Source organism: Delftia sp. CH05, from assembly GCF_009827015.1.
GTDB classification, from domain to species: Bacteria; Pseudomonadota; Gammaproteobacteria; order Burkholderiales; family Burkholderiaceae_C; genus Comamonas; species Comamonas tsuruhatensis.
The window spans coordinates 1-18,269 of sequence record NZ_WUMG01000064.1; the positions used below are offsets into that span (position 1 = coordinate 1).

At 67.9% G+C, this 18,269-nt stretch carries 10 protein-coding genes and 1 pseudogene; 6 read left to right on the forward strand and 5 right to left on the reverse strand.

Going from position 1 to position 18,269, the window contains the following annotated elements; translation table 11 throughout:
* Positions 1 to 140: 140 nt before the first annotated feature.
* Positions 141 to 1,646 (reverse strand): efflux transporter outer membrane subunit, encoded by a 1,506-nt coding sequence (locus GRX31_RS28235; protein WP_160855885.1) that lies wholly within the window; start codon positions 1,644 to 1,646, stop codon positions 141 to 143.
* An 89-nt stretch (positions 1,647 to 1,735) separates the two neighbouring features.
* On the opposite strand from GRX31_RS28235, the gene GRX31_RS28240 reads away from it, so the two are divergent.
* The 4 genes from GRX31_RS28240 (at position 1,736) to GRX31_RS28255 (ending at position 7,319) form a co-directional block, all read left to right on the forward strand.
* A complete protein-coding gene (locus tag GRX31_RS28240) occupies positions 1,736 to 2,353 on the forward strand; it encodes a TetR/AcrR family transcriptional regulator (RefSeq protein WP_046240240.1) in 618 nt (205 codons plus the stop codon).
* Between the two features lie 77 nt (positions 2,354 to 2,430).
* Positions 2,431 to 3,594 (forward strand): efflux RND transporter periplasmic adaptor subunit, encoded by a 1,164-nt coding sequence (locus GRX31_RS28245; RefSeq protein ID WP_160855887.1) that lies wholly within the window; start codon positions 2,431 to 2,433, stop codon positions 3,592 to 3,594.
* Positions 3,587 to 6,655: an efflux RND transporter permease subunit gene (locus GRX31_RS28250; RefSeq protein WP_047472581.1), complete on the forward strand. Its 3,069-nt coding sequence runs from the start codon at positions 3,587 to 3,589 to the stop codon at positions 6,653 to 6,655. Before GRX31_RS28245 ends, GRX31_RS28250 begins: the two co-directional genes overlap by 8 nt.
* A gap of 76 nt (positions 6,656 to 6,731) precedes the next feature.
* Positions 6,732 to 7,319 carry a peroxiredoxin gene (locus GRX31_RS28255; protein WP_160855889.1) on the forward strand — a complete coding sequence of 196 codons (588 nt, stop codon included), beginning with the start codon at positions 6,732 to 6,734 and terminating at the stop codon, positions 7,317 to 7,319.
* 18 nt (positions 7,320 to 7,337) lie between these two features.
* Here the strand turns inward: GRX31_RS28255 and GRX31_RS28260 are convergent, their stop codons facing one another.
* Together GRX31_RS28260 and exaC are read right to left on the reverse strand one after the other, a co-directional pair.
* Positions 7,338 to 7,712 (reverse strand): DUF779 domain-containing protein, encoded by a 375-nt coding sequence (locus GRX31_RS28260; RefSeq protein WP_043790054.1) that lies wholly within the window; start codon positions 7,710 to 7,712, stop codon positions 7,338 to 7,340.
* Positions 7,713 to 7,779: 67 nt separating this feature from the next.
* On the reverse strand, positions 7,780 to 9,303 hold the full coding sequence (exaC, locus tag GRX31_RS28265; RefSeq protein WP_012207447.1) for an acetaldehyde dehydrogenase ExaC: 1,524 nt from the start codon (positions 9,301 to 9,303) through the stop codon (positions 7,780 to 7,782).
* A 322-nt stretch (positions 9,304 to 9,625) separates the two neighbouring features.
* Between exaC and GRX31_RS28270 the strand changes: the two genes are divergently transcribed.
* Positions 9,626 to 11,596 carry a sigma-54-dependent Fis family transcriptional regulator gene (locus GRX31_RS28270; protein ID WP_160855891.1) on the forward strand — a complete coding sequence of 657 codons (1,971 nt, stop codon included), beginning with the start codon at positions 9,626 to 9,628 and terminating at the stop codon, positions 11,594 to 11,596.
* Between the two features lie 15 nt (positions 11,597 to 11,611).
* On the opposite strand, the pseudogene GRX31_RS28275 reads toward GRX31_RS28270, so the two are convergent.
* Positions 11,612 to 13,029 (reverse strand): annotated as a pseudogene (locus GRX31_RS28275) (RtcB family protein).
* 531 nt (positions 13,030 to 13,560) lie between these two features.
* On the opposite strand from GRX31_RS28275, the gene GRX31_RS28280 reads away from it, so the two are divergent.
* Positions 13,561 to 17,391 (forward strand): DUF11 domain-containing protein, encoded by a 3,831-nt coding sequence (locus GRX31_RS28280; RefSeq protein ID WP_160855893.1) that lies wholly within the window; start codon positions 13,561 to 13,563, stop codon positions 17,389 to 17,391.
* A gap of 94 nt (positions 17,392 to 17,485) precedes the next feature.
* Here GRX31_RS28280 and GRX31_RS28285 read toward each other — a convergent pair whose 3' ends face one another.
* Positions 17,486 to 18,250 carry an IclR family transcriptional regulator gene (locus tag GRX31_RS28285; RefSeq protein ID WP_013800690.1) on the reverse strand — a complete coding sequence of 255 codons (765 nt, stop codon included), beginning with the start codon at positions 18,248 to 18,250 and terminating at the stop codon, positions 17,486 to 17,488.
* Between the last annotated feature and the right edge of the window lie 19 nt (positions 18,251 to 18,269).

Sequence of the window (18,269 nt, forward strand, 5' to 3'; positions counted from 1 at the left end):
GGTTTGACGGATGGGGGTGGGTGGAGCCGGGCCATGGCTTGGGCCGCCCGCGTCGGCAGGGCGCCTGGGCCGCATGTCCCGCAGGGGTGTTCGGTTGCTTTGCTGTGTGGAAAGGGGGCTCCTTTCGGGAAGTGGCAGGTTCAGGGGGCAACGCTGGCGGGAAGACCGTGGCTGGCGGCCGCCAACGCCCTGGAAGGCAGGGGCTCCGGCGTCCAGCCGCCGCCCAGCGCCTTGAAGATCGCCACCGTCGAGCGCGCCGACTCCATCCGGGCCTGCGCCTGTGCATCCAGCACGCCCAGCAGGCTTTCATCTGCCTGCAGCACCTCGATCAGGCTGACCACGCCCTTGTCGTAGGCGGCGCCTGCGGCCTGCCGGGCCCGCGTGAGCGCATCCGCGCCCCTGGCGAGCACGGCCATCAGCTCCTGTCGCCTGTCCAGCGAGACCAGGGCGTTCTCCACTTCTTCCGTGGCGCGCAGTACCGACTGCCGGTAGGCGGCAAGGCTTTCCGCCTCCTGTGCCTGCGCCTGGTGGATCTGGGCGTTGATGCGACCGAAGTCGAACAGCCGCCAGCGCAGGCCGCCCACAACGCTGGCCTGCGATGCGCCGGCGCTGAAGAGATTGCCCGCGGAGATGGAGGTGGCGCTGCCGATCAGGCCGCTGATCGACAGCTTCGGGTAGTACTCGGCGATCGCCACGCCGATGCGTGCGTTCGACGCTGCCAGGCGCCGCTCCGCCGCGATGAGGTCCGGGCGTCGCCGCAGCAGATCGCCGGGCGCCTCCGCCAGGGAAAGGGTTGGCAGCACGGGGACCGGGCGGGGATCGGCCAGTTCGGCCCGGTGCGTGCCGGGTGCCGTGGCCAGCATCACGTCCATGGCGTTGAGGGCGGCCTCGAGCGCGTTCTCCAGCGGCGGGATGGTTGCTTGCGCCCGCGCAAGTGCCCCCTCGACCTGGCGCAGCTGAAGCTCGGGTGCCAGGCCCTTGTTCCACCGCAGTTCGACGATGGAGCGAAGTTGCTGCTGGGTCCGCACCTGCGAGCGTGCCACTGCCAGCCGCGCCTGCAGGCCGCGAATCTGGATATAGGTGTCCGCAGTCTGGGCGGCCACCGCGAGCCGCACGGCGGTGGCGCCGGCTTCCGATGCCTGGTACTCGGCCAGGGAAGCCTGCCGGGCCCTGCGCAGGCCACCGAAGAGATCAAGCTCCCAGCTGGCTCCGAGGTTGGCCTCCTGGGCGCTGCCGTAGCGATCGAATCCCGGCATGGAGTCGAGCACCCGGCCCAGCGGAGTCTCGACCGACTGATAGCTCCTGGCTGTTTGCGCCGAGACCTGGGCCGACGGCCGCAACGCAGCTGCCGCCGCGTCCAGCCCGGCGCGTGCCTGAAGCACGCGGCCAGCGGCCTGGGCAACATCCAGGTTCTGCTGCAGTGCCGCCGTGACTAGGCGCGCCATTTGCGCATCGCCAAAGGCTGCCCACCAGGCTGCAAGGTCCGTGGGGGAGTCCGGCGAGGGAGGCTTGCCCTCACCCAGAACGCGTCCCCCCATGTAGGCCTGGGGCAGGGCCGTGGCGGGCGGCTGGTAGTCAGGGCCTACCGCACACCCTGCACAAAGGCTGGCGAGCATCAGAAAAACGGGGGCGGCAAGACGCGGCATGTTCAACAGTCAGAAGCGTGGCGACGCTGTGACTATATTCCAAAATGGTCACTTGCATAGTATTTTTTTGATGGAGTAAGCTAGGCCGCATGAGCACCACCAACGTCTATCCGACCTCTGCGCGCGGCCCGGTCGAACACGATGTCCGGCAACAGATCGTGACTGCGGCGAAAGCGCATTTCAGCCGCTACGGCTACGAGAAAACCACGGTGTCCGACCTTGCCAAGGCCATCGGCTTTTCCAAGGCCTACATCTACAAGTTCTTCGAGTCCAAGCAGGTCATCGGCGAGATGATCTGTTCCAACTGCCTGATGGAGATGGAGGCGGAGATCCGCCAGGCCGTCGCCAGCACGGATGCGCCTCCCGAGCAGCTGCGGCGCCTGTTCAAGGCGATCGTCGCTGCCACGCTGCGGCTTTTCTCCGAGGACCGCAAGCTGTACGAGATCGCCATTTCGGCGTCGGCCGAGCGCTGGCAGGCAGCGCAGGCCTATGAGGAACGCATGCATCAGCTGCTGCTGCAGGTGCTCGACGCCGGGCGCCAGCGGGGCGATTTCGAGCGCAAGACGCCGCTGGATGAAACCGGGCGCGCCATCTTCCTGGTCATGCTCCCCTATCTGAACCCGGTGATGCTGCAGCACAGCCTCGACCATGCGGACGAGGCGCCCGCACAACTGGCCGGATTGGTGCTGAGAAGCCTGTCGCCCTAAATCCTGCAATTGTGACCATTGACATAAATGGTCACTGATCACAGAATCGGGTCCTGCTCATTGTTCGGGACCCCCTCATGCTTCGGCACCGCCATCTGTCCATCGCCGCTGTCGGCGCACTGTCACTTGCACTCGCTGCCTGCGGCAAAAGCACGCCGCCAGATCCGCGCACCCAGCCACCCCTCGTTCGCACCACCCTGGTAGCGCCAGGCCATTCTTCCGAGCGCGTCTTCACCGGCACCATCGCGGCCAGGGTGCAGGGCGATCTTGGATTTCGCGTGGCCGGCAAGGTGCTCGAGCGCCTGGTGGATACAGGCCAGACGGTCAGGCGCGGCCAGGCATTGCTGCGCCTCGACCCGGTGGACCTGAAGCTGGCCGCCAATGCCCAGCAGGAGGCCGTCGCAGCCGCCAGGGCACGTGCGCAGCAGGCCAGCGACGAGGAGCAGCGCTACCGTGACCTGCAGGGAACGGGTGCCGTTTCGGCCTTGGCCCATGAACAGATCAAGGCGGCCGCGGATGCCGCCCGCGCCCAGCTCAGGGCGGCCGAAGCGCAGGCCGCCGCAGCGCTGAACGCCAGCCGCTACGCCGAACTGCTGGCCGATGCCGATGGCATCGTGATGGAAACACTTGCCGAGCCTGGCCAGGTCGTCAGTGCCGGCCAGGTGGTCGTGCGCCTCGCCCATGCCGGCAGGCGCGAAGCGGTCGTCCAGTTGCCCGAGACACTGCGGCCCGCGCTGGGCTCGGCGGCCCAGGCCCGCCTGTTCGGCAGGGAGGATGTGGTCATCCCCGCCAGACTGCGCCAGCTGTCCGATGTGGCCGACCGGGCCACCCGCACCTTTGAGGCCCGCTATGTGCTGGACGCCGGCGCGGCGGCCAGCGCCCCGCTGGGCAGCACGGTCACGCTCAGGATTGGCGGGACATCGACATCGACATCGACATCGACGGCCGGCAAGGCAACCCTGCAGGTCCCCATCGGCGCCATCCTCGATGAGGGCAAGGGCGCCGCTGTCTGGGTGGTGCAGGGCGATCAGGTCAGGCGCCAGCCCGTCACCGTGGTTCAGGTACAGGACGGCAATGCCCAGGTGGCGGGTGCGCTCGACCAGGGGGACCGGGTCGTCGCGCTCGGCGCGCATTTGCTGAGCGAGGGTGCGCAGGTGCGGCTGGACAGCGAGGCGCCGGCGCCTTCAACGGCAACAACGTCCACGGCGTCCTCCGTGTCCAAGGGAGCGTCCCGTGAGTGAAGGCCGTTTCAACCTGTCGGCGCTTGCCGTCCGTGAGCGCTCCATCACGCTGTTCCTGATCCTGCTGATTTCGCTGACGGGTGTCTTTGCCTTCCTGAAGCTGGGCCGGGCGGAAGATCCGGCCTTCACCGTCAAGGTCATGACCATCATCACGGCCTGGCCTGGCGCCACCCCGCAGGAAATGCAGGACCAGGTGGCAGAGAAGCTGGAAAAGCGCCTGCAGGAGCTGCGCTGGTATGACCGCACCGAAACCTTCGTCAGACCGGGGCTGGCCTTCACCACGCTGACCCTGCTCGACTCCACGCCCCCCGGCGAGGTGCAGGAGGAGTTCTACCAGGCACGCAAGAAGCTCGGTGACGAGGCCCGCAACCTGCCGGCGGGCGTGATCGGCCCGATGGTGAACGACGAGTACGCCGACGTGACCTTTGCGATCTACGCCCTCAAGGCGCGCGGCGAGGAGCCCCGGGCGCTGGTGCGCGATGCCGAAGCCTTGCGCCAGCGTCTTTTGCATGTGCCGGGCGTCAAGAAGGTCAACATCGTCGGCGAGCAATCCGAGCGGATCTACGTGGAGTTCTCGCACGAGCGCCTGGCCACGCTGGGCATCAGCCCGCAGGACGTCTTCGCTGCGTTGAACAACCAGAACGCCCTCACCCCTGCCGGGTCGGTGGAGACCCAGGGACCGCAGGTGTTCATCCGCATCGACGGGGCGTTCGACGCGCTGCAGAAGATCCGCGACACGCCCATCGTGGCCCAGGGCCGCACGGTCAAGCTGTCCGACATCGCCACCGTCCAGCGCGGCTACGAAGACCCCTCGACCTTCATCATCCGCAACGGTGCGGAGCCGGCCTTGCTGCTGGGCGTCGTCATGCGCGACGGCTGGAACGGGCTGGACCTGGGCAAGGCGCTGGACAGGGAGGTGGGCGCCATCAACGCAGACATGCCGCTGGGCATGGGCCTGACCAAGGTGACGGACCAGGCCGTGAACATCAGCGCCTCCGTCGATGAGTTCATGCTCAAGTTCCTGGCCGCGCTGCTGGTCGTGCTGGTGGTGTGCTTCGCCAGCATGGGCTGGCGCGTTGGCGTGGTGGTGGCTGCGGCCGTGCCGCTGACGCTGGCGGCCGTGTTCATCATCATGGCCGCCACGGGAAAGAATTTCGACCGCATCACGCTCGGCTCGCTGATCCTTGCGCTGGGCCTGCTGGTGGACGACGCCATCATCGCCATCGAGATGATGGTGGTGAAGATGGAAGAGGGCTACGACCGCGTGGCCGCGTCCGCCTACGCCTGGAGCCATACCGCGGCGCCCATGCTGTCCGGAACGCTGGTGACGGCGGTGGGCTTCATGCCCAACGGGTTCGCACGCTCCACGGCGGGCGAGTACACCAGCAACATGTTCTGGATCGTCGGCATCGCGCTCATCGTGTCCTGGGTGGTGGCCGTGGTGTTCACGCCCTATCTGGGCGTGAAGATGCTGCCCCCTCTCAAGAAGGTCGAAGGCGGACATGCGGCGATGTATGGCACGCCCCGCTACGAGCGCCTGCGGCGCGTGCTGGGCAAGGTGATCGCCCGCAAGGGCATGGTGGCCGCAGTCGTGGGCGGGCTCATGGTGGCTTCCGTGCTGGGCATGTCCATCGTGAAGAAGCAGTTTTTTCCCATCTCCGACCGGCCCGAGGTGATGGTCGAGGTGCAGATGCCCTACGGCACCTCCATCGGCCAGACGAGCGAGACCACCCGCACGGTGGAAGCCTGGCTGCTGCAGCAGCCCGAATCGGAGATCGTGACCGCCTATATCGGCCAGGGCGCACCGCGCTTTTTTCTGGCCATCTCCCCTGAGCTGCCCGACCCGTCGTTCGCCAAGATCGTCGTGCGCACCGCCAACCAGGCGCAGCGCGACGCGCTCAAGCTGAGGCTGCGCGAGGCCATCGCCCAGGGACTGGCCCCGCAGGCGCAGGTGCGCGCATCGCAGATCGTGTTCGGGCCGTACTCCCCGTTCCCCGTGGCGTATCGCGTCTCCGGCCCCGACCCGCAGCGGCTGCGCGACATTGCCGGCCAGGTGCACCAGGTGCTGCATGACAGCCCGATGATGCGGACCGTGAACTCCGACTGGGGCGTGCGCACCCCTGTCATGCGCTTCACCCTGGACCAGGACCGGCTGCAGGCCATGGGCCTGACCTCCGCGGCAGTCGCGCAGCAGCTGCAATTCCTGCTCAGCGGCGTGCCCGTGACCACCGTGCGCGAGGACATCCGCACCGTGCAGGTGATGGCGCGTTCTGCGGGCGGCACCCGCCACGATGTGGCCAGGGTCGGCGACTTCACGCTCACCAACGCCACTGGCCAGCGCATACCGCTGTCGCAGCTGGGCGAGGTCACCGTGCAGATGGAGGAGCCCGTCATGCGCCGCCGCGACCGCATGCCCACCATCACGGTCCGCGGAGACATCGATGACAGCCTGCAGCCGCCCGATGTCTCTGCGGCCATCACCCGGCAGCTGGAGCCCATCAGGAAGGCGTTGCCTGCGGGCTACCGCATCGACGAGGCCGGCTCCATCGAGGAATCCGGCAAGGCCATGACGGCCATGCTGCCCCTGTTCCCGATCATGATCGCCATCACGCTGATCATCATCATCTTGCAGGTGCGGTCGATATCGGCCATGGTCATGGTGTTCCTGACCAGCCCCCTGGGATTGATCGGCGTGGTGCCGACGCTGATCGTCTTTCAGCAGCCCTTCGGCATCAATGCACTGGTGGGGCTGATCGCGCTGTCGGGCATCCTGATGCGCAACACGCTGATCCTGATCGGGCAGATCCAGCACAACGAGCAGGAGGGGCTTGCGCCGTTCCAGGCGGTGGTGGAGGCCACCGTCCAGCGCGCCCGGCCCGTGATCCTGACCGCGCTGGCGGCGATCCTGGCCTTCATCCCGCTGACCCAATCGGTGTTCTGGGGAACGCTGGCCTATACGCTGATCGGCGGCACGCTGGCCGGCACGGTGCTGACGCTGGTCTTCCTGCCCGCCATGTACTCGATCTGGTTCAGGATCAGGCCCGGCGAATCCCCGCGCTGATCCACGGCAAATGCGCCAGCGGCCCGGGCCGATTGGCCACAATGGCGCATCCCGTTCCAGGCTCAGGAGGCCATGCATGTCCGATATCCGCTGCGGCGATTCCACCCACCATCGCACCTCTTGGGGCCGCCGCTGCGCGCGCGCCGCCGCACCCGTGCTGGCGGCGCTGCTGCTGTCGCCGCTGGCCCAGGCAGCGCTCAAGGTGGGCGACACCGCGCCGCGCTTCACCACGCCGGCTGCGGTGGCGGGCAAGGCCTTCGATTTCGACATGGCCGCCACCCTCAGGAAGGGGCCGGTGGTGCTGTATTTCTTCCCCAAGGCCTTCACCCAGGGCTGCACCATGGAAGCCCACGCCTTTGCCGAGGCCACGCCGCGTTTCGCGGCCATGGGCGCCACGGTGGTGGGCATGTCGCATGACGACATCGATACGCTCAAGCGCTTTTCCACCGAGGCCTGCCGTGACCAGTTCGCCGTGGCATCGGACCCGCAGGCGCAGACCATCCGCGCCTACGACGCCTCGGCCGCCGCCGACCCCCAGCGCGCCGACCGCATCTCCTACGTGATCGGCCAGGACGGCAAGGTCCGCTTCGTGTACATCGGCTCGGACCCGGACGAGCATGTGCGCCAGACCGAGGCCGCGGTCAAGCGGCTGACCGGAAAGTAGCCCGCCGCGCGGCCCCTGTCAGGGGCCGTTGCCCTCGCCGGCCAGGATCTCGGCGTATTCCTCGTCCGTGAACAGCCTGGAGCGTGTGTGGAAGGCCTTGCCCGTGCTGCCCTCCAGCGAGAAGGTGCCGCCCTGGCCGTCGATCACGTCGAGGATGAGCTGGGTGTGCTTCCAGTATTCGTACTGCGACTTGCCGATATAGAAGGGCGCGCCGCCCACCTGGCCCAGCAGCACGTCCTGGGCGCCTATCGTCAGCTCGCCGGGCAGGTAGCAGTTGGCGGCGCTGTTGTCGCAGCAGCCGCCGGACTGGTGGAAGAACACCGGCCCGTGCTGCGCCTGCAGGTCGGCGATCAGCGCCAGCGCGGCCTCGGTGGCAATCACTTTGTCAACCATGGGGTGGTCCTTTCCTGGACGGCCGGCCGCGCTGCGCGCCGCCGGCCGCATTCACCTGGGAAGAACTTCAGAAGAAGCCCAGCTTGTTCTCGCTGTAGCTGACCAGCAGGTTCTTGGTCTGCTGGTAGTGGTCCAGCATCATCTTGTGGGTCTCGCGGCCGATGCCCGATTCCTTGTAGCCGCCAAAGGCCGCGTGCGCCGGATAGGCGTGGTAGCAGTTGGTCCACACGCGCCCGGCCTTGATGGCCCGGCCCATGCGGTAGGCCACGTTGCCGTTGCGGCTCCACACGCCCGCGCCCAGGCCGTAGAGCGTGTCGTTGGCAATGGCCAGGGCCTCGGCCTCGTCCTTGAAGGTGGTCACGGCCAGCACGGGGCCGAAGATTTCCTCCTGGAAGATGCGCATCTTGTTGTGGCCCTTGAACAGCGTGGGCTGCACGTAGTAGCCGCCTTCCAGGTCGCCGCCCAGATGGGCCTGGCCGCCGCCGGCCAGCACCTCGGCGCCCTCCTGCTTGCCCAGGTCCAGGTACGACAGGATCTTGGTGAGCTGCTCCTTGGACGCCTGCGCGCCCATCATGCTGTCGGTGTCCAGCGGGTTGGCATGCCGGATGGCGGCCACGCGCTGGAGCACGCGCTCCATGAAGCGGTCGTAGATGCTTTCGTGGATCAGCGCGCGGCTGGGGCAGGTGCAGACCTCGCCCTGGTTGAAGGCGAACAGCACCAGCCCTTCGACGGCCTTGTCGAGGAAGGCATCGTCCTTGTCCATCACATCGGCGAAGAAGATGTTGGGCGACTTGCCGCCCAGCTCCAGCGTGGCAGGGATCAGGTTGTTGGCGGCGGCCTGGGCGATCACGCGGCCCGTGGAGGTGGAGCCCGTGAAGGCGATCTTGGCGATGCGCTTGCTGGTGGCCAGCGGCATGCCGGCCTCGCGGCCGAAGCCGTTGACGATGTTGAGCACGCCGGGTGGCAGCAGGTCGGCAATGAGCTCGGCCAGGATCAGGATGCTGATGGGCGTGGACTCGGCCGGCTTGAGCACCACGCAGTTGCCTGCGCCCAGCGCGGGCGCCAGCTTCCAGGCCGCCATGAGGATGGGGAAGTTCCAGGGAATGATCTGGCCCACCACGCCCAGCGGCTCCTGGATGTGATAGGCCACCGTGGTCTCGTCGATATGGCTGAGCGCGCCTTCCTGGGCGCGCACGCAGCCCGCGAAATAGCGGAAATGGTCCACGGTCAGCGGGATGTCGGCATTCAGCGTCTCGCGGATGGCCTTGCCGTTGTCCACGGTCTCGGCATAGGCGAGCAGCTCCAGGTTGGCCTCGATGCGGTCGGCGATCTTCAGCAGGACGTTCGCACGCTCGGCCGCGCTGGTGCGGCCCCAGGCGTCGCTGGCGGCATGGGCGGCATCCAGCGCCAGTTCGATGTCTTCGGCCGTGGAGCGCGCGGCGCGGGTGTAGACCTTGCCGCTGATGGGGGTGACCACGTCGAAGTACTGCTCCTTGACCGGAGGTACGAACCTGCCGCCGATGAAGTTGTCGTAGCGGGCCTTGTAGGCGATCTTGGCGCCAGCGGCGCCGGGTGCTGCGTAGACGGTCATGCTGCTTGTCTCCTGAGGATGCTTATGGGTCTGTTGTGATCGGGTGTGGATCGGGATATCCGGCCATGGCCGGACGGCAGACATGATTCAAAAGCCGTGCCAGCCCGCAGGCCGCAGGGCAGGTGCCCGCAAAGGCGCGCGGGACGTGGCTGCTGCGGGTATTCCCGTGCGCGTTCGCCCTGTGCCGTGACGTTGCGCAACAGGACAACTGTCCAGAAATGGAACAGTCGGGCGCCTGACCCGCCACTTGGCTTGCCCGGTGCCCGCCGGCCCCGCATACTGGCCCGCAACGCGGCGCAATGACGCCCGAGCAGGAGACAGCATGCAATCGAGAGCCTCCCTTGTGGCCTTGCGCCAGGCCCGTCACAGCCTGATGGAGTCGGGCCGCTGCCCCAGCGGCCTGGTGGACGAGCGCCTGGCGCGCTCGTGGCAGCGCTGCATCGAGCAGGGACTGCGTCCCACAGGACGGCTGGGCGCCGCCGACAACCTGGAGCAGCACGCGCTGGGCGTGCTGCGCAGCCGCCACCATGCGCTGCTGGCGCATTCACGGCCCGTCATGGAATACCTGTCCGAGCAGGTGCGCGGCAGCCAGAGCGTGGTGGTGCTGGCCGGCCCCTGCGGCACCCTGGTGGATACCTGCGGCGACCCTTTCTTTCTGGGCAAGGCCGAGCGCGTGGCCCTGGCCAGCGGCGCGTCCTGGCATGAGGCGCAGCGCGGCACCAATGCCATCGGCACGGCACTGGCCGAGATGGACTCCATCGAAATCCAGGGCGGCGAGCATTTCCTGGAGCGCAACGGCTTTCTCACCTGCGCGGCCGCGCCCATCCTGTCGGGCACGGGCCAACTGCTGGGCATCCTGGACATCTCCAGCGAACATGGCCGGGGCAGCCCGCACACGCTGGGCCTGGTCGGCACGGCGGCCCGCATGATCGAAAACCGCCTCATGGCCTGCGACGGCCAGCGCCACATCCGCCTGCACCTGCACGCGCGGCCCGAAGGCATTGGCACGGTGGGCGAAGGCATTGCGCTGATCTCGGGCGACGGCTGGGTGGTGGGTGCCAACCGCGCCGCGCTGGCCTTGCTGCGCCTGTCGCACGCGCAGCTGGGCAGCGTGGCGCTGGACCAGGTGCTGGACGCCAGCCTGCAGGAGCTGCTGTCACGCCAGCACCGCCAGCCCGATGCGGCCCAGCCGCTGCGGCGCCATGACGGCACGGCGCTGTTCGGCCAGCTGGTGCCGGACCGGCGCACCATCATGGCGGGGGCGGCGGCGCAGACAGTGCAGGAGGCGCTGGGAGCGCGGCAAGCGGGGGAAACACGGCAGGCCCCCCGCGATGCGCTGGCGCGGCTGGACACGGGCGATGCGCGCTGGCGTGCGGCGGCCGACAAGGCCCGGCGCGTGCTGGGCAAGCCGATTGCGCTGCTCATCCAGGGCGAGTCCGGCGTGGGCAAGGAATGGTTTGCGCGCGCGGCCCACGACAGCGGGCCGCGCCGCGACGGCCCGTTCGTGGCCATCAACTGCGCGGCCATGCCCGAGTCGCTGATCGAGGCCGAGCTGTTCGGCTACCGCCAGGGCGCCTTCACGGGCGGGCGGCGCGAAGGACAGGCGGGCCTGCTGCGCCAGGCGCACGGCGGCACCCTGTTCCTGGACGAGATCGGCGACATGCCGCTGTCGCTGCAGACCCGGCTGCTGCGCGTGCTGCAGGAGCGGCAGGTGGTGCCGCTGGGCGGCGGCACGCCCGTTGCGGTCGATTTCGCGCTGGTCAGCGCCTCCAACCGCAGGCTGCGCGAGGATGCCGACCAGGGGCGCTTTCGTGCCGACCTGTACTACCGCATCAACGGCCTGGCCGTGGAGCTGCCTCCGCTGCGCGAGCGCGGCGACTTCGAGGCGCTGGCCGCGCGCATGCTGGCCGACATCGAACCCGCGCGCCCGCTGCGCATGGCACCGGCCCTGCTGGCGCAGCTGGCCGGCCATGGCTGGCCCGGCAATCTGCGCCAGTGCGCCAGCGTGCTGAGAACGGCCTGCGCCATGCTCGATCCCCATGAGGACTGCCTGCAGTGGCAGCACCTGCCCGACGACTTCCAGGCCGAGCTGGCGCAGACCGCCCGCAGCGGCCCCCGGCTCGACGCTGCGCCGCAGAGCCTGGATGAACTCTCGCGCTCGGCCGTGCGGCAGGCGCTGGAGAACTGCCGGGGCAATGTCACCCAGGCCGCGCGCTTGCTGGGCATCAGCCGCCAGACGCTGTACCGCAAGCTGGCCCAGGACCGTGCGGCGGACGGCTTGCGGCTGCAGTGAGGCGCCTGCCGGTGCTCAGGCCTTGAAGGTGATCCAGGGCCTGAGCTTCACGGCGGCGTGGATCAGGCCGGCGGCCTCCTGCGACTCGATGACCGGGCCGATGGGCTTGTAGGCTTCGGGCGCCTCCTCGATGCGGCGCTCCTCGCGCAGCGTCACGCATTGCCAGCCCTGCTCGCCCGCATGGCCTGCGCGGGCTTCGGGCGCAGCGCGCGCACGGCCTGGCGGCGCATGCGCCGCCCCGCGCCATGGCTGCAGGACCAGAGCCAGTCGGCCGCGCCCAGGCCCGTGACCAGGTAGGAGGCATCGCCCATGGACCCCGGGATCAGCGCGAAGTCGCCCTCGTTGGCCGGCGTGGCGCCCTTGCGGTGGATGTTCATGCCGCCTTGCTGCAGGACCACGTTGTGCGGCACATCGACCACCAGGCGCGAATCCGCTGCGCCCACGATCTGCTCCAGGTCCTTGCGCACCAGCTCGGCCAGCACCACGCGGTTGGCCCAGGCATAGCGCGCCGCCACGCCCATGGCCTGCAGGTACTCGCCGGCCAGCGGACCCGACAGGCCGTACAGGCCGCTGGCCGGGTGCTTCACGCCTTGCGGCCACTCGGCCCGGGCGCGGTCCATCCAGGCCTGGCCCACGTAAAAGCCCAGGTCGCGCGAGCCGCTGTGGATCATCACCACCACGTCGCCCGCGCGCAGGCCGGCGCGGTAGGCCGCGTGGCGGTCCAGCACCTCATCGACCACCTGCAGTTCCACGAAATGGTTGCCCGATCCCACCGTGCCCAGGCACGGGTCGCGGAACACGGCATGGCGCTCCTGCAGATAGGCATGGGGCGCGTGGCGGGCGCTGCCAGCGAAGCTGTCCAGGCCGATGCAGGCGGCCAGTTCGCGGTGCAGGCGGTCCCTGTCGACATGGCCCCACAGGCCCTGGCCGCTCAGCCGGTCCACAAAGGCGGCCGGCCCGTGGTCGAACAGCGCGCGGAAGGCGGCCGTGGTCACGGGCACGTCGCGCCCGCTGCCCAGCAGGCTGGCGCTCAGCAGTTCCACCAGCCGGCCCTTGTGCGGCGCCAGCTGGTCCAGCCTTGCGCCCGTGGTCAGCAGGCGCACGCTGCAGTTGATGTCCGTGCCAATGGCGGCCGGAATGACGAAGTCCGATGGCGTGGCCACCACGCTGCCCACGGGCGCCACCGTGCCCGGATGGAAGTCGGGCGTGGCGCAGGCGCGGCAGACGGCGCCGTGGCTGCCCTGGCCGTCATGCCGGCGCACGGCCGCAAAGGCCAGCAGCTGGCGCACGGCCTTGTCCTCCAGGGGAAGGCTGTCGGGAAGAAGAATGTGGGCCTCGGCCTGGCCATCGCGCACGTGGTAGATGCCGTCGCGATAGTCGAGAGAGATGCCCGTGCGTGCAAAGGCACGCTGGAGTCGTTGAGGAGTGCTCATGGCTGCAGATCCGCGAGGCCTGGTTGGCGCTCGCCGCATCCGTTGGGTGTACGGACGATGAAAGACACCCGGGCGGCAAAGGCCCGGAAAACGTCTTTCCTGCAGCAGCTCGTTCAAGAAAGAAGGGGCGCAGTATAGCGGCAGATTTTCGAATCGTCAGCAGTGCCGATGGTTATTAATAAATTTGTATTCATTTCAATAGAAAATAATAATGATTGCTATCCTGCCCGGAAATCCGCGTAAACACCCATGCGCGGACTACCGAATCAAAGGTATCCGCAGCATCTGAAAGAAGATGTAATTTAAATAATCAAAAACATCCTACAAGTTGTTTCGGCGCGTCCGGGATGATGTGGTTGATTGGCCCGGTGGTCAATTCAATCCATTCATTTCATCTGTACTCCATGTATTCCTTTTAAGAGGGAGCGCGCCTTTATGGTTTCGGATCTCGGAATTGCCTATTCCCGGCGCCAGGGAAAATCATCTCCCGATTGGTGGAAACTGATTGGCATACTATCTCTGGCGGCGCTGATGCCCGTCGCGGTGCAGGCTGGGGTCATCTTCGACAATTTCCGTGGACAGGTTTCGGTGCCTGGTGGATCGCCGGCTCCCAACTACCTGAACTATTCCGGTGGAAATTCGGTGGTACAGCTGCAGAATCTGGTGAGCTTTGCCAGCTCCACCACCAACATCGCGTCTTCAGGCACTGCGCAGAATATCGATTGGAATATTGCCAGTGCCACGCTGTGCAACAGCGCGGCCGGCAGCGGCTGGCAGTCTTCCGCCGCATGCCAGCAGTGGCTGCAGGGCCGCGTGGTGTATGCGCTGGTTGTATTTCCCACGGCGGGAACCTATGGATTTTCCGCTGCGCACGATGATGAGGTGAAGGTGGAGTTCTCCACCAATTTCACCAAGGCCAACGCGGCGCATTACAGAACCTTCGACTACAACGTACCTGTGGGGCAATTGGGGTCGTTTACCTCGGGCGATACGCAGTTCGAGAACATTCCCGGCAGCTTCGTGGTGGCACAGAACAACACTTGTTATGCCATGCGCGTGCACTGGAACAACCAGGGCGGGCTCAACCACCTGCGCCTGCGCTGGACGCCGCCGGGGCAGTCCGCACAGATCATTCCCGCCGCCAACCTGCGCGATCCCAGCGATCCGGCATCCTATGACGGCTGTGCCAACTTCAATACGGACATCGGCATTGCCAAGACTGGGCCGGACACCTTCGACAATGCCACGCCGTTCGACTACGAGCTCAAGGTCTGGAACTACGGACCCAACGCGGCCGGCAACGTGACCGTCGCCGACCTGCTGCCGGACAACGTCAGCCTGACATCGCCCATTGCCTGCATCTCCTCCGGTGCCGCCGTGTGCGGAACGCAGGCGGCCAACGGCAGGGCACTGTCGATGAGGACCGGCGTGCTGCCGGTGAACAGCAGCGGCGGGGCGGCGCATGTGCCGCCCACCTCGGGCGACTACCTGGTCTACCGCCTCCAGGTGACGCCGGCATCGGGGACGAACAGCATCACCAACACGGCCGCCATCACCATCAACGACACCAATCCGGCCAACAACTCCAGCACATTCGTGAACCAGCGCCAGGGCCAGGTCGTGGTGGAAAAGTCAGGCCCGAACTCAGTCCTCGTAGGCCAGGGCTTTGCCTACCAACTCACGCTGACCAACTACCGCACGGGCGGCACCGCCGCGATCAGCAACCCCGTGGTGCAGGACCAGCTGCCGCCGGGCGTGGCGGCCACGACCTCCACCGCACCGGTCGCTTGCGCGCCGCTCAATGTGCCGGGTGCCCTGCTCACCTGCACGCTGCCGGGCACGCTGGCCGGTGGCGGCGCGAGCCAGACCTTCAGCATCCAGGTCAACGCGCCCGCTGTGGGCTCCATCGTCAACTACGCTGCAACGCATCCCGCGCCACCTGCGACCTCGGCCTTGCCGCCGTCGCCGCCCGGGCCGCAGTGCGACGCTGTCACCACCAGCTGCACCAGCGCCAAGACCACCGTCGTGGGCCAGCCCAGACTCAAGGTGGGCAAGTCGGCTTCCATGGATTCCTTCATCGTCGGCCTGCAGGCCAGCTATGCCATCACTGTCGAGAACGTGGGAACCGGTGCGACGCCGCAGGCCACCGTGGTGACTGATACGCTCGACAGCAGCCTGACCATCGGCAGCCTGCCGGCGGGCTGCACGCGCAGCGGCCAGGCGGTCAGCTGCACCATTGCCGCAGGGCTGGCGACCCACAGCCAGGTCAGCTTTGCCATTCCCGTGACGCCTACCGTGGCCAATATCCTGCTGACCAACACCGCAACGGCCACGGGCGGCGGCGATCCGCTGTGCCCCAGCGCCTGCAGCAGCCAAGTCCAGGTGCCCGTGAAGGCGCCCAGGCTGGCCATTGCCAAGTCGGCCTCCATGGAGTCCTTCGTCGTGGGCCTGAACGCCAGCTATGTGCTCACCGTGCGCAACACGGGTACGGCGGCAACCACGGCGCCCGCCACGGTCACCGACACGGTGGCGGCCAACCTGCTCATCAATTCCGTGTCTGCAGGCTGCTCGTTCGCGGGTCAGCTGGTCAGCTGCACAATTCCTGCGGGCATGGCGACCAGCAGCCAGGTGAGCTTTGCCATCTCGGTGACGCCCCAGCCGGCGGCGGCCAACACGGCGATCTCCAACGTGGCCCAGGTCGGTGGCGGCGGCGATCCTTCCTGTGCGGCTGGCTGCACCAGCAACGAGGTGCTGGTGCCCGTCAACGCCTCCAGGCTGCGGATCGTCAAGCGCGCTTCCGACGATGCCTTCATCGTCGGCCAGCCTGCGCGCTATGTGCTGACCGTGACGAACACGGGCATGGCGGACACCATTGCCGAGACCCGCATCACCGATGTGATCGCCACCACGCTGACCATCGGCACGCTGCCGGGCCCTTGCACGGCGGCGGGCCAGTTGGTCACCTGCACGATAGCGGCGGGCCTGGCTCCCGGCGGCCAGGTGAGCTTCACCATTCCCGTGACGCCCATGACGACCGCCGGCAACACCACCATCTCTAACACGGCGCGCGTTGACGGCGGGGGCGACCCGTCCTGCTTATCCGGATGCAGCAGCAACGAGGTGGTGGAGCCGGTGAACACACCGCAACTGCAGATCGCGAAGACGGCGTCCAGCCCGGTGTTTGTGGTGGGGCAGGCGGCCTACTACACCATCACCGTGAGGAACACAGGTACGGCGGCCACCACGGCGCCGACCCTTGTGCGCGATGTGATCGCCTCCACGCTGACCCTGGGCACCCTGCCGGCAGGGTGCTCGGTGATGGATCAGGTGCTCAGCTGCACCGTGCCCGCCGGGCTGGCGACGGGCGGGCAATGGAGTGCGGTGATCCCCGTCACGCCGCAGGCCGCAGCGGCCAACACCACGCTGGCCAATACGGCCAGTCTGACGGGCGGTGGCGACCCTTCCTGCGTGGCTCGTTGCGACAGTGGCACCGTGACCACGCCGGTGGAGTCACCCAGGTTGGAGGTGAGCAAGACGGCGTCGGCCGGAGCCTTCGCCGAGGGGCAGGCCGCCAGCTACGTGATCACGGTGCGCAATGTGGGCACGACGGCCACCACGCAGGACGCCGTGGTGCGCGACGAGATGGCGTCGGGCCTGATGGTGACGGGCGTCTCTGCCGGGTGCGCGTTCTCCGGCCAGACCGTCCTGTGCACGGTGCCTGCGGGGCTGGGCGTGGGCGCGTCCGCGACCTTCACGCTTTCGGTGGTGCCCAGGTCCGGCACGGCGGGCTCCTCCATCCTCAACACGGCCCATGTGACGGGGGGCGGCGATCCGCTGTGCCTGGCCAATTGCGACAGCCCCACGGTGGTGGTGCCGGTGAACGCGCCCAAACTCTCGCTCGCCAAGACCTTCTCGTCGGGCAATTTCCTGGCCGGGCAGTCCGCCAACTATGTTTTCACGGTGACCAACACCGGCACGACCGCCACCACGGCGCACGCCACGGTGCGCGACGTGCTGTCCACCAGCCTGGCGCTGGGTACCATGCCTGCCGGCTGCACGGCCAGCGGGCAGAGCGTTGCCTGCATCGTGCCGGCGGGCCTTGCTGTGGGGCAGTCGGCCAGCTTCACCATCCCGGTGACGGCCAAGGCGTCCGCAGGCAACACCACGCTCGTGAACACGGCCAACGTGACGGGGGGCGGGGACGCTTCCTGCGAGACCGGCTGCACCGGCACCGTCACCACGCCCATAGGCCCGTCGCCCTCGCCGGCCTCCATCCCCGTGGATTCGCCCTGGATGCTGGCCCTGCTGGGCGTTCTGCTGGCCGCAGGGGCCGCGCTGCAAGAGCGGCGCCTGCGCGGCTGATGCCCGCAGCGCGCTGGCATGGGCCATGTCGGCGCGCCTGTGGGAGCACTTTTAGGCGTCCCTTCAGCGTCCCTTACAGCGCATCTTTGCGGCCTCAGGCGTTGCGCCGCTCGTACTGGGCGATGGCGTTGAGCAGCAGGGGCGAGAACTTCTTCGCGTAGTCGGCGCCGCTCCACTGGCTTGACGATCCGCTCAGGTGCAGGGCGCCCAGCGGCACGCCGTCGGCATCGACCACGGCGGCGGCCAGCGCGACCTCGCCCATGATGAATTCATCGACCACCATGGCGTAGCCGCGCTCGCGCACCTTCTTCAGTTCCGCCTGGACGGCCTTGGCCGTGGTCAGCGTCCGGGGCGTGCTGGCCACCAGGCGGCCGGGGGCCAGCAGCTGCTCCACCTGCGCCTCGTCCAGCCGGGCCATCACGGCGCGCCCGCCTGCCGTGCATTGCAGGGGCACGCGCCGCCCGACCAGGGAGGCATGGTAGTGCTCGGTGCTGGTCTGGTGGCGCAGCACGTGCACCAGCCAGTCGCCGTCGCGCAGCGACAGGCTGATCTTCTGCTCCGTGTCCTTGGACAGCTGCAGCAGCAGGGGGTTGAGCGCCTCGGCCAGCGCATGGGTGCGCAGGAAGTGGAAGGTCAGGTCCAGCACGCCCGGGCCCAGCCGGTAGCGGCGGGTCTGGCTGTTTTGCTGCAGGTAGCCCTCGGCGCTGAGGGTGTAGGCGTAGCGCTGGGCGGCGCTCTTGTCCAGGCCGCTGCGCTCCATGATTTCCGTGAGGCTCAGGTCGCCCGCCGCGCCCTTGAAGCAGTCCAGCACGCGGAATGCCTTGCCCACGGAACCCACATACAACGCGTTTTCGATCATCGTTTTACCTGATTGTGAA

What these genes read in the sequence shown, in the direction of transcription:
- GRX31_RS28280 (WP_160855893.1), top strand. Translation starts at nt 13,561, where the DNA reads ATGCCCGTCGCGGTGCAGGCTGGGGTCATCTTCGACAATTTCCGTGGA.
- GRX31_RS28245 (WP_160855887.1), top strand. Translation starts at nt 2,431, where the DNA reads ATGCTTCGGCACCGCCATCTGTCCATCGCCGCTGTCGGCGCACTGTCA.
- GRX31_RS28255 (WP_160855889.1), top strand. Translation starts at nt 6,732, where the DNA reads ATGTCCGATATCCGCTGCGGCGATTCCACCCACCATCGCACCTCTTGG.
- GRX31_RS28270 (WP_160855891.1), top strand. Translation starts at nt 9,626, where the DNA reads ATGCAATCGAGAGCCTCCCTTGTGGCCTTGCGCCAGGCCCGTCACAGC.
- exaC (WP_012207447.1), bottom strand. Translation starts at nt 9,303, where the DNA reads ATGACCGTCTACGCAGCACCCGGCGCCGCTGGCGCCAAGATCGCCTAC.
- GRX31_RS28235 (WP_160855885.1), bottom strand. Translation starts at nt 1,646, where the DNA reads ATGCCGCGTCTTGCCGCCCCCGTTTTTCTGATGCTCGCCAGCCTTTGT.
- GRX31_RS28285 (WP_013800690.1), bottom strand. Translation starts at nt 18,250, where the DNA reads ATGATCGAAAACGCGTTGTATGTGGGTTCCGTGGGCAAGGCATTCCGC.
- GRX31_RS28240 (WP_046240240.1), top strand. Translation starts at nt 1,736, where the DNA reads ATGAGCACCACCAACGTCTATCCGACCTCTGCGCGCGGCCCGGTCGAA.
- GRX31_RS28260 (WP_043790054.1), bottom strand. Translation starts at nt 7,712, where the DNA reads ATGGTTGACAAAGTGATTGCCACCGAGGCCGCGCTGGCGCTGATCGCC.